The 11617-nt window shown below is 72.5% G+C and carries 9 protein-coding genes; 2 read left to right on the top strand and 7 right to left on the bottom strand.

The features are described 5' to 3' along the window. The first annotated feature begins 284 nt into the window (after nt 1-284). Together ACGFWJ_RS00895 and ACGFWJ_RS00890 are read left to right on the top strand one after the other, a co-directional pair. A complete protein-coding gene (locus ACGFWJ_RS00895; protein ID WP_392943913.1) occupies nt 285-2636 on the top strand; it encodes a collagenase in 2352 nt (783 codons plus the stop codon). A gap of 137 nt (nt 2637-2773) precedes the next feature. Beyond that, nucleotides 2774-4567: a glycoside hydrolase family 36 protein gene (locus tag ACGFWJ_RS00890; RefSeq protein WP_392943911.1), complete on the top strand. Its 1794-nt coding sequence runs from the start codon at nt 2774-2776 to the stop codon at nt 4565-4567. 93 nt (nt 4568-4660) lie between these two features. Here ACGFWJ_RS00890 and ACGFWJ_RS00885 read toward each other — a convergent pair whose 3' ends face one another. The 7 genes from ACGFWJ_RS00885 to ACGFWJ_RS00855 form a co-directional block, all read right to left on the bottom strand. Beyond that, entirely contained in the window at nt 4661-5035 is a 375-nt protein-coding gene (locus ACGFWJ_RS00885; RefSeq protein WP_387633933.1) for a hypothetical protein, read from the bottom strand. Between the two features lie 99 nt (nt 5036-5134). Then, nucleotides 5135-5566 carry a roadblock/LC7 domain-containing protein gene (locus ACGFWJ_RS00880; RefSeq protein WP_392943909.1) on the bottom strand — a complete coding sequence of 144 codons (432 nt, stop codon included), beginning with the start codon at nt 5564-5566 and terminating at the stop codon, nt 5135-5137. Nucleotides 5567-5603: 37 nt separating this feature from the next. Then, nucleotides 5604-6758, bottom strand: coding sequence for a hypothetical protein (locus tag ACGFWJ_RS00875; RefSeq protein WP_392943907.1), 1155 nt, complete (start codon nt 6756-6758; stop codon nt 5604-5606). Further along, nucleotides 6758-7141, bottom strand: a complete 384-nt coding sequence (locus ACGFWJ_RS00870; RefSeq protein WP_387633928.1) for a hypothetical protein — start codon at nt 7139-7141, stop codon at nt 6758-6760. The genes ACGFWJ_RS00875 and ACGFWJ_RS00870 overlap by 1 nt, the downstream gene beginning before the upstream one ends. 179 nt (nt 7142-7320) lie before the next feature. Beyond that, nucleotides 7321-8619 carry an MFS transporter gene (locus ACGFWJ_RS00865; RefSeq protein ID WP_392943904.1) on the bottom strand — a complete coding sequence of 433 codons (1299 nt, stop codon included), beginning with the start codon at nt 8617-8619 and terminating at the stop codon, nt 7321-7323. Next, complete coding sequence (locus tag ACGFWJ_RS00860; protein WP_392943902.1) at nt 8616-9188, bottom strand: winged helix-turn-helix domain-containing protein; 573 nt, start codon at nt 9186-9188, stop codon at nt 8616-8618. The genes ACGFWJ_RS00865 and ACGFWJ_RS00860 overlap by 4 nt, the downstream gene beginning before the upstream one ends. A 78-nt stretch (nt 9189-9266) precedes the next feature. Further along, nucleotides 9267-11612 carry an immune inhibitor A domain-containing protein gene (locus ACGFWJ_RS00855; RefSeq protein ID WP_392943900.1) on the bottom strand — a complete coding sequence of 782 codons (2346 nt, stop codon included), beginning with the start codon at nt 11610-11612 and terminating at the stop codon, nt 9267-9269. Between the last annotated feature and the right edge of the window lie 5 nt (nt 11613-11617).

Here is an 11617-nt window from a genome sequence, read left to right as displayed (position 1 = left end):
GCGCGCCGCGCGCCCCCCCCCCCCGCCCCCGCCCCGCGGGGGGGGGGGGGCGCCCCCCCCCCCCCCCCCCCCCCCCCCCCCCCCCCCCCCGCCCCCAGCTCCGCGAGGGACGCAAGGAACTGCGCGCCCCACAGACGTGCCCGCCCCCGCCCCCCGCCCCCAGCTCCGCGAGGGACGCAAGGAACTGCGCGGCCGACCGATGCGCACGGTCACCCACGCAGTTCCTCGCGCCCCTGACGGGGCCTGTTGGAGCACGCCCCCACCCGACGAAAGGCACCCCCACCGTGCGATCACCCCGAAAGACCCTGCTGGCCGCAGCCATCGCCGTGACCCTCGCACTGCCCGTGCTCCAGAGCACCCACGCCGTCGCCGCCGACCCGGTGCCCGCCGCCCCCGCCGGCGCGCCCGTGTCCGCGCCCGCCCCCGCCGGCGCGCCCGTGCCCGCGCCCGCGGAGCGCACCGCGTACGACGAGGCCGAACACCTCGGCAGCGCCACCCCGCAGGCCGGCACCGCCGCGCCCGCACCCGGCGGCGGAAGCCTCGGTGGCGACCACATCCCCGGCGCCCTGCCCCCCAAGGTCGGCCAACCCGCTCCCACCGCAGCCGAGTTGGCGAGCACCGCGGCCGGCGTCAGTTGCGACCTGAACGGCCTGACCGCCCTCTCCCCGCAGGGCCTCGCCGACTTCCTCGCCGACCCCGCCGTCACCGAGGCCTGCCTCGGCGGGACCCTGTGGACCTGGGACGCCCGGTTCGCCACCACCATGGACCCGGCGCACGTGCAGGCCGTCGCCGCCAAGGCGCAGAGCCTCGCCGGAACCAACAGCCCCGCCCTGTACCGGCTCTGGTACTTCCTGCACGCCGCCGTCTTCCACGACTTCGCGCAGAAGAGCATCGACCTGACCACCGCACCCACCACCACCGCCGTCCAGCGCGCCATCGACGCCCACCTCGCCAGCGGCCACGCCTTCGACGCCACCCCCGAGGCCGGCCTGGTCATGCGCGAACTGGGCATCGCGGCCGGCGCCACCGCCATCCGCGAGCACAACCTGCCGCTGTTCAAGCAGCTGCTCTCGCACTTCGGCCCCGGCAGCCCACTGGTCGCCGTCCCGCAGTGGGGCGGCGGCGTGCTCGCCGCGCTCACCGCCAACTACCTCGGCATCAACAACCGCGACCAGGCGTACACCACCGCCGTCGCGGCCGACCCCGCCCACCGCGCCCTGCTGCGCGGCTTCGCCACCGCCGGGTACCTCAAGGGCACCCCGAACGAATGGGTGGCCCGCGACGCGATGGCCGAGTACGGCCGGCTCGGCGAACTCGACGCCCTCAAGCCGCAGATCACCGCGGACATCGGCCCGCTCCTGACGGACACCCGGAACACCTTCGGCGAGTACTCCGCGCCCTGGATCAAGGCGGCCGGCTGGGCCAACACCTACGGCGTGTGCGCCCAGTTCGGGGTCTGCAAGGACGCTTTTGAGGCCCGCCTCTTCCCCTACACCTACAAGTACGACAACGGTGCGATCGAGGTGCGCACCGGCCTCGACAAGGCCACCGTCGACCAGATGTACTACGCCAGCAAGCAGGTGAAGACCCAGTTCTTCCGCGTCCTCGGCACGGACGCCCCGCTGGCCGGCGACACCAACTCCACCCTGCACATCCACCTCTACGCGTCCCGGGCCGACTACGAGGTCTACCACCCCCTGCTGACCGGCATGGAGACCAGCAACGGCGGCATCTACATCGAGAAGGGCGCCACCTTCTACACCTACCAGCGCACCAGCGTCGATTCGTACCTGACGCTGGAGGAGCTGTTCCGCCACGAGTACACGCACTACCTCAACGGCCGCTGGGCGGTGCCGGGTTACTACGGCGACGAGCGCTGGTACGCCGACGACCGCACCACCGCGATGGACGAGGGCACCGCCGAGTTCTTCGACGGCGCCACCCGCGACCAGGGCATCCAGGTCCGCAAGGCCCTGGTCAACAAGCTCGCCCAGGACGAGGCGGCCGGCCTGCCCCGGATGACCGTCGACCAGATCCTGCACGCCCGCTACGCCGACAAGCCCGACTTCCACTTCTACAACTACGCCGGCACCTTCTTCGAGTTCCTGTGGACCGCCCACCCGTCCCTGCTGCGCGAGATGTACGGCTACCAGCGCGCCGACGACCCGGCCGGCTACGACGCCTGGCGGACCCGCCTCGGCGCCGACCGCAACCTCGACCGCGAGTACTCGGCGTTCCTCGACCAGCAGATCAAGAAGGTCGACCAACTCGCCGTACCCAGCACCAAGTTCACCCCCAACGGGTACCTGGCCCAGGCCTACCCCTCCGAGGTGCGGGACGCGTTCGCCAAGGCCACCTACAACACCCCCGACTGCAAGGACAACGGCGACTGGAACAACAAGCCGATGCGCTTCGTCTGCACCGGCCGGATCACCGCCAACCTCGCCGACTCCAGCAGCCCCGACCAGGTGTTCAAGGACATGTCCGGCACCGTCGACCACTTCGTCCTCGAGCGCACCAAGGGCGTCACCAACAACCTCGACGACATGAACTGCTACTTCGGCAAGGTCGACATCTGGCCCGGCGGCCGGGCCGGCACCGCCGACTACACCTGCGAAGGGCCGCTGCGCCGCTGAGCCGTTGAGCCGCTGAGCCGCTGACCGGCGTGCCGCGTTGCTGCGCCGGCGCACCCCGAACACCCGCCCCGGCCGGCCGTCCTACCGCTTCCGCGGCCGGCCGGGGCGGGACCACCCCCTGCGAAAGGAAACCCCGCGTGACCACACTGTCCTGGGACGGCTCCGCGCCGCCGTCCGGCCGCACCGAGACCTACAGCATCGTCGACGCCGGCCCGCTCGCCGTCCGGGTGACGGCGGTCGGGAGCGACAGCGCCCCGGCCGTGACGGTGACCGAACTCGACGCCGCCGGCGTGCTGTTGATCGAGGCGTCCACCACCGAACCGGACGCCCGCCTGCGGATCGAGTGGCAGCTGCCCTGCACCGGCGCCACCGGCTACTGGACACCCAACACCAACGCCCGCTGGCTGCCCCCGAGTTGGGCGACACCCCGGGAGGCGTCATTGCCCAAGGGCGCGCCCGTCGGCAGCCTGGTCGGCCCGGGCGACCGCGCGCTGTGCACCTTCGCCGTCGGTGAACTCGTCCGGTCCGTCGCCATCGGCGAAGGCGCCGTCGAGGAGACCGGACGCTACAGCTGGTGGATCGAGCAGGACGGCCCTCAGACCGTCCTGCGCCTCGACCTGACTGGTCGTCACTTCGCCGACACCGTACGGGAATGCGCCGACTGGTGGGCCACCCTCGCGCCCGTCCGGACCGTCCCCGACGCCGCGTTCGAGCCGGTGTTCTGCACCTGGTACGCGCTGCACCTGGCGATGGCCGCCACCGACGTCGAACGACTCGCCGCACTCGCCGCCCCGCTCGGCTTCCGCACCCTGATCGTCGACGACGGTTGGCAGACCGACGAACGCACCCGCTCCTATGCCACCACCGGCGACTGGCAGCCCGCCCCCACCGACTTCCCGGACTTCGCCGCGCACGTCGCCCGGATCCGCGCCCTCGGCCTGAACTACCTGCTGTGGCACGCCGTCCCGTTCGTCGGCGACCGCAGCGAAGCGGCGAAACGACTGGCCGGCCACACCCTCGCCCACCTGCCGCAACTCGAGACCCACCTGCTCGACCCGCGCAGCGCCACCGTCCGCGCCCACCAGGTCGAACGGCTCGCCGCAGCCGTCGAGAAGTACGGCGTCGACGGCCTGAAGGTCGACTTCGTCGACACCTTCGCCCGCCGGCCCGCACCCGGCGCCGCACCCCACACCGCCTCACCCGAGGCGGACTGCGCCACCGTCGCCGAAGGCGTGCGGAAACTGCTCGCCGCCCTCGACGAACGGCTCCGCGCCACCCGCCCCGACGTGCTGGTCGAACACCGGCAGGACTACCTCGGCCCCGGCCTGTGGCCCTACGCCACCATGGTCCGGGCCGCCGACTGCCCGCACAACGCGGTGGAGAACCGGGTCCGCACCGCGGACCTGCGACTCACCGCCGGACCGCTCGCCGTGCACGCCGACCCGCTCACCTGGCACCCCGAGGAGAGCCCGGAACAGATCGCCGTGCTGCTCCAGTCGGTCCTGTTCGCCACCGCCCAGGTCTCCGTCGACCTCGGTGCGCAGCGCCCCGAGCAACTGGGCGCGCTCAGGTTCTGGCTGGGCGTCATGAAGGAGCACCGCGAGCTGCTCCAGCGAAGCGAACTACGCCCGCACCGGCCCGAGTTGGCGTACCCCGTGATCGAGGCGCGGAGCTCCGGCGCGCTCGCGTTCGGCCGCTACGCCCCGCTGCCGCTGCACGCCGCCGGTGACTGGCGGCTACTGCTGGTGGCGAACGCCGACCCGGACACCCTGGTGCGGATCGACTTCGACCGGGCGCCGGGCCGGGTCGACCTGCTGGTCCAGGACTGCCTGGGCGGGGAGGTGGCGCGGGCGCAGACCCCGGTGGACGGGACGGAACTCGCCGTCCGGGTGCCCACCGGGGGCCTGCTCACCCTGCGCAGGGCCGGCTGAACGCGGAGCGGGCCCAGCCGCGCCGGCCGAGTACGGGGCAGGCCCAGCCGCGCCGGCCGAGTACGGGGCAGGCCCAGCCGCGCGGGCCGAGCGTCAGACCTCCAGGTCGGTCTCGACCTTCTTGAGCTGGTGGCGGGCCATCGCCAGGTTCGCCCGGTGGCGGTCCAGGGCCAGGTAGAGGAACAGTCCCTTGCCGGAGCGGGAGGTGAGCGGGCGGATCAGGTGGTACTGGGAGGAGAGGGTGATCAGGATGTCCTCGATCGCCTCGTTCAGGTTGAGCAGCTCCATCGCGCGCAGCTTGGCCCGGACCACGTCGGTGTTGCCGGCGGCGGCGACGTTCAGGTCCAGGTCGGGGCCGCCGCCGAGCAGGCCGAGGGCCATCCCGCTGTTGTAGTCGACCAGGGCGACACCGATGGTGCCCTCGATCGACCCCATGATGTCCTTGAGCGCGGTTTCCACAGCAGCCATCGTGCAAGTACCTCTTCCGGTAAGCGAATTGACGGCACGTCAGATCGACGGGCCAGGGTGGTGCAGAGATGAGATGAGCGTCAAAGGGAGGGGAGGGGGTCAGAGCGGGCTGCGGTCCAGGTCCGTGTCGGCGAGGGCGGCTATCCGCGCCCCGGCCCGGCGGGCCTCCAGGTGCAGGCGGCCGACGTTGGCCTGCGCGCCGGCCAGCAGCGTGAGCACCGTGTACGAGCCGGCGGCGTACGTCGCCGTGTAGCCGCGCTCGCCGCGGGTGATCAGCTCCAGGAAGGCGCCCTGCCCGGTGGCCTCCGTCAGCCGCGCGCCGACGCCGAGCGCGGCGGCGGTCAGCGCGGCCACGCTCTCCGCCTCCAGGGCGCTGGTGTCGTGGGCCACCACCAGGCCGTCGATGGTGGCGACCAGCGAACCCGTCAGGTGCGGGACTCGGGAGCGCAGGCCGCGCAGTTCGGCCTGCACCTCGGCTTCGGGCAGCACGGGCGTCCTCCTCGCGGCCAGTTGACGAAAGGTGCGCTTCATGACTCGGACGGCGGGCAGGGGCAAACGGGCAGGGCGGTCACAGGGCCTCCAGAGCGGCGCGTAGTCGGAGCAGCAGGCCCACCTCCGGGTCCGAGGAGTCGTAGGAGCGCGGGCCGGGCGGCATGGGGACAGGCCCTGGCGCGTCCGGCGGCGCGGATTGCGGCCCGGCGGCCGGTGGCGGGTCGGGGAGGACGGCGGGCCGGCCGGACGCGAGCAGCCCGGCGGCGGCCAGCTGCCGGACGTCCAGCAGGGTGCCGAAGGTGGATCGGCCCAGCAGCCGGGCCAGTTCGGGCACGGTGCGGATGCCGTCGGCGGCGGCCAGCAGCGCCTGGCGGCGGCGGCGCGGCACGGCGGTGCGGCGCGTCGGGGCCGCGCCGGTGGCGACCGGCGGGACGGAGTCGAGTTCGGCGGACGGCCAGCAGGCGTCCAGCAGGGCGCGCCGCCGGCCGACCGCGCCGCGCAGCTCCAGGACGGAGAGCGGGCGGGCGAGTTGGAAGGCCGGGCGGGCGGCCGGGTCGAAGCGCAGTTCGACGCTGTGCTGGGCGAGCGCGTCCTGGGCGCCGTCCAAGGTCGCGGCGAGGCGGGCGAGTTCGAGTTCGCCGGTGCCGACCAGGCCGACCGCGAGCAGGTGGTCGGCGGGGTGCCCGCCGCCGAGTGCCACGCTCTCCTCCCAGGCGCGGAGGGTGATCCGGCCCGCGCCGGTGAGCAGGTGGCCGACGCTCGCGCCGCGCGCGGACTCGGCGTGCACCACCAGGCCGGCCGCCAGATGCACCGCGCCGTCCGGGCCGTGCAGGACGCCGGTGGCGGCCTGGGCGGCGAGGTCGGTGAGCGCGGCCTCGAAGGTGGTCGCGGGCGCGCAGCTGGAACGTCGGCGGCGCGGCAGTGGAGCGGCCTGGGTGCGTCGCATTCTTGGCGTCAACTGTGGTGCGGTGGCGGTGAGTTGGGGAGCGGCCAATGGGGAGGCGACCAGTAGTGGCGGTACGGTCGGCATCGGTGGAATGACGGCTTGCGCAGGTGTTGCCGGGACGGGCGTCGTCGGGGTGAGCTCCGCGGCGGCGAGTGCGCGGGCCGGCGGTGCGACGTGCCGGGCCGGCGGCGGGACGCGGTGCGGGAGGAGGCGCGGGGGAAGCGTGTTGACGGTCGAAGGAGTGGGTGTCGCGGCGGGCGCGGTGAGCGTGTCGGTGGGCCACATCAGCTGAGCACCAGTCGGTCGGCGATGGCGGCGAGGCGGAGCCGGGCCATCGCCAGGTTGGCGTGGTCGCGGTCCAGCCGGAGGTAGAGGAAGACGTTCGCGTCGAAGGCGGCGGGGACGAAGCGGATCAGGTGGTAGTTACCGGCCGAGGTGACGATGACGTCCTCGGCGGGCGGGGCACCGGAGTCCGGGTCGGCGAACGACGGGGTCTGGGTGACGGCCCGGGCGAGTTCGGTGGCGTCGGCGGCCCCGACCTCGTGGTCGCCGTCGGGGCCCAGTCCGGCGGTTCCGATGGCCAGGCCGTTGGTCCAGTCGACCAGGCTGACCCCCAGGGCGCCGGTGATCCCCATGGCTTCCGCAAGGCATTCCTCGATACCGGGCACGTACCGCATTCCCTCCCCACCGTGCGGGGCACGGTGCGTCCCTGGCCACCGCTTTCACCTGCGGTAGTCTGACCGGGACGCAACGCTACCGGCGGGGCCCCCGGAGGGCGAGACTTTCGGCCATATCCATCGGGCATATGCCCGAATGCGCTATGGTGCCTCGCCATCCCGATCCGTTGTCAGACCGACTGTTCGGTCCGTTCTTCCTGGTCAGCCGGTTCGTCCGGGTCCACCGGCCCTTCCTGGACGGGGAGTTCGCGCAGGCGCGGGATCGGCGAGAAAAGCACCCACAGTCCGGAGGCCACCGCTCCGATCGCGGCGATCCAGAGCGCGGGGCGCAGGCCCAGGGTGGAGCCGAGCAGACCGCCGAGCAGTGAACCGAGCGGCCGCACCCCGTAGTTGACGGCCTGGTAGGCGCCGAACACCCGGGAGCGCAGGGCGTCCGGGATGCAGGCGGCGAAGATCGTCCCACCCGAGATGTCGAGGATCATCACGCCGACACCGGAAAGGAATTCGGCACCGAACAGCAGTGCGGCGGCGGTGCCGGTCGAGCCGCCGGCCAGCGGGATCAGCAGCAGCGGCGCGGGGAACAGCACCAGGCCGAGCAGGAAGGCCGGCCCGACACCGATCCGGGCGGCCAGCCGTCCGGTGACCGCCGCACCGAGCAGCGCGCCGACCGCGCCGGCGGCCAGCACCGAGCCCAACAGGCCCGCGCTGAAGCCGAGTTCACGGGTGGCGAAGAGGATGAACAACGCGCTGATGACGAAGGTGAACAGGTTGACGGTGGCGGTGCCGAGCAGCGCGGCCCGGATCACGGGGGAGCGGCGGATCCAGCGCAACCCCTCGCCCGCCGAGCCGCGCCCGGCCTCGGCCGGCGGCGGCTCCGCCGGGTCGATCCGGCGCAGGAACAGCGCGGACGCCAGGAAGGACAGCGCGTCCACCACCAACGCCAAAGGCGCGGCCAGCAGTTGGACCAGCAGACCGCCGAGGCCCGGGCCCGCCACGTAGGAGGCGGCGCGGCTGCCGTTGATCAGCGCGTTGCCGCGCAGGTACTGGTCGGCGGGGACGAGCGCGACGAACAGCGGCGGGTTGCAGACGTTGAAGAACACCGAGAGCGCGCCGACCGCGAGTACCACCGCGTACAGCTGGAACAGCGTCAACACGCCTGCCGCCCAGGCGAGCGGGACGGTCAGCAGCACCGCGGCGCGGCCCAGGTCGGTGGCGATCATCACCCGGCGCCGCCGCCCGTAGCGGTCGGCCCAGCCGCCCGCGTGCAGCGACAGCAGCAGGTACGGCAGGTAGCCGGCGGCGGCCAGGTAGCCCATCTGCGCGGCGTCGGCGTGCAGGGCGGAGACCGCGATCAGCGGGATCACCAGCAGGGTGATCTGGTCGCCGAGGGAGGAGATGGTCTGCCCGCTCCAGTAGCGGCGGAAGGCCGGATCGCGCAGCAGCTCGGGTATCCGGGGGCGGTTGATCACTGCCGTACGTCCGTCGGCACGGCCAGCTGCATCAGCTGGACGGGGCGGGCGCCTTCGGGGAGGGCGTCCGTGCGCTCCAGGTAGGGGCGGGTCAACTCCTCGATCCGGGTGAGGAGTTCGGTGAGTTCCTCGGGGGTGACCCGGACCACGGTGTCGCCGAAGCCGATCGCCTCGCGCCACTCGGGCGTGTCCTTGGCGCGGTGCTCCAGCCAGGCGGTGGCGCGGGCGAAGTAGCTGTTCAGCACGGCGCGTTGCAGGGTGTCGACGGCGGCGGCCTGCTCCGGGTCGGTGGGCGAGGACTCCCAGCTGGTGAAGGTGGCGGTGGCCCGCCAGGGCTTCTCCCGGCCGCGCCCGCCGCCGGCCTCCTCGACCAGCCCGTACTTGGCGAGCTGGCGCAGGTGGAAGGAGCAGCTGGCGACCGACTCGGTGCCGAGCAGCTCCGCGGCGCGGGTCGCGGTCAGCGGTCCGTGCACCCGGAGCAGGCCCACCAGGGCCATCCGGGTCGGGTGGGCGTAGGCGCGCAGGGCGCGCGGGTCGGTCAGCCGGACGGCCGACGGCTGTTCGCTCATGTATGTAAAGCTAGCTTTCTAAAGGAAGCTTTACAAGAGGAACAGTCGCCGGCCGGTCAGGGGTTCAGAGCGCCGGTATCAGGACGCCGGGCCCACGCGGACGGTGGTCAGCTTGCCGCCCTGGGTCTCGCGGACCACCTCGATCCGGGTGTTGGTGTCCGGCACCTTCACCCCGAGCTGCGGGATCGCCGGGTCGCTGTACACGCCGTGGCGGTCGTCGAACGCCGGCACCGCCGGCTCCGAGGGCACCTTGGTCGCCACGCCCGCCTTGTGCAGCGTGAACGCGTCGGTCTTCTTCAGCGAGAACGTCGCGTCGTACGGCTGCGAACGCCCGTTGGTGGTCGAGCCGTCCGCGAACCGCAGCGCCTTCGGGTGCGCGTCCACCGGCAGGATCAGGCCGCCGCCCAGGTGGTCGACGGTGTTGTTGTCGCCGTAGGAGGTGTCCCACAGCCACACCAGCACGCCCTCCTGGTAGGGGTAGTTGTCGATCACGTTGGACTTGTTCGGCACGCCAGAGTACCCGAAGTTGTACGGGCCGGTCTTCAGGAACGCGCCGTACCCGACGTAGCGGCGGTTCTCCACCAGGTACGCCCGCGGGTGCTGCTTGACGGCGTCCTTGCCGTGGATGACCGAGAACCCGACGGCCGCCCAGTCGCCCGGGCCGCCCTCCGCGCCGTCGGCCAGCAGCACCGCGCCGTCCGCGGTCAGCTTCACCGCGTCCACCAGCACGCCCTTGCCGTGGGTGTTGGTGTCGGAGGTGACGTGGAAGCGCACCTGCACCTGCTTGCCGAGGTAGCCGTCCAGCGGCAGGTGCAGCTGGCGCCAGCCGCCCGAACTTCCGCTCAGGCCAGGGGTGTTCGCGGGAGTGTCGCCGATCGGCTGTCCGTCCACCGTGCCGTGCAGTGGCGTCCAGTTGCGGCCGCCGTCGGCCGAGGCCTCCACCGTGAAGAAGTCGTAGTCCTGCTCGGTGTCCCACCAGGCCGCGGTGTCGAGCGCGGCCGAGCCGGTGGCGCCGGTCAGGTCCACGGTGCGGGCCAGCGAGGCGTCCATGTTGTCACCGGTGTCGCTCCACCACTGCGCGCCGCCCTCGAACGGGTCGGCCAGCGTGGTGGTGGTCGAACCCGGCGGCAGGTGCACCAGGACGGCCTGCGCCTGGTCAGTGTTGTAGCCGGAGACGCCCAGGGTGTGGCTGGAACGGGTGGCGGCCTGCGCCTCGTCGTAATTCAGCCAGCCCATCTGCAACTTGCTCCAGGCGTCCAGGTCGCCCGGGTACTCGCCGGTGGTGTTCCGGCCCTTGCCCAGGTACGAGCCGGAGGACATCAGCGACCAGAAACTGACGGAGTTGTCGCCGCCGTTGGTCGAGTACAGGTCCGGCAGGCCCAGGTTGTGCCCGAACTCGTGGGAGAACAGGCCCACTCCGCTGTTCTCGCCCGCCTGCACGTAGTCGTACACGTACAGGCCGGTGTCGCCGACCGGCGCGCCGCCGATCCGGTTGCCCGCCGGGCCGGTCTGCCCGGACGGGTCGGGGAACGTCCAACTGCGGTGCGCCCAAAGGGCGTCGGAGCCCTGCGCGCCGCCGCCCCAGGTCTCGTCGACGCCGGCGTGCACCACGATCACGTTGTCGAGGTAGCCGTCCGGCTCGTCGAAGTTGCCGTCCTTGTCGTAGTCGTAGCGGTCCTGGACGTCGTACTGCGCCAGCTCCGCCTTGACGTCCGCCGCCGAGCGGCCCTTGGCGATCTCGCCGTCGTACCAGGCCTTGGTGGCGTCCCGGACGAACTCCTGCGCCTGCGTCCAGCCGCCGCCGCCCTGCGGGCCCTTGTTGGAACCGTAACGGGCCTCGTTCCAGGGCAGGGTGACCCAGTTGGTGACGGTGCCCTCGATGTCGTACCGGCCCGAGGACTGGGTGCGGTAGAAGTTGCGCATCGAGTTCGCGCCGGGCGTGTCGTCGAAGAACATCTTCTGGTAGAAGTCGCGGCTGAAGTCGCTCCGCCAGTAGGTGTGCGTGTCGTCCGCGCCCGGCTGCTGGATCTGGTTGTGCTGCGGGCCCGGGGTGCCGCCGTAGCGCGGCTTTCCGTTGTACAGCGTGGAGTTGTCGACCTGGTCGCCGAACTGGGCCAGGATCACGAACACCTTGTCCGTGCGCTGGTGCGCGAGCTGGACGTAGTCGTTGCCGATCTTCACCTTGGCCGGGGTGGTGCCCTTGTCGCTCTTGGCGACCTTGCCCTGGTTGACCTGCTCCATGGCCTGCGTCTTCAGCGCCTGCCGGGCCTTCTCCTGGGGCGGCAGCGGGGACGGCGGGGCCTCGCGGCCCTCAGTGCTCAACGGCGTTGCGGGGGAAGACGGTTGGGCGAACGCCGGGACGGCGGTCAGCGCTATCGCGCCGGTGGTCAGCGCAGCCAGGAGGGCTGTGGGGAGTCTGCGCAAGAGAC

The sequence above is a fragment of the Kitasatospora sp. NPDC048407 genome (assembly GCF_043200475.1).
In the GTDB taxonomy this organism is placed as follows: domain Bacteria; phylum Actinomycetota; class Actinomycetes; order Streptomycetales; family Streptomycetaceae; genus Kitasatospora.
This window is presented reverse-complemented; position numbering and strand designations above follow the sequence as displayed.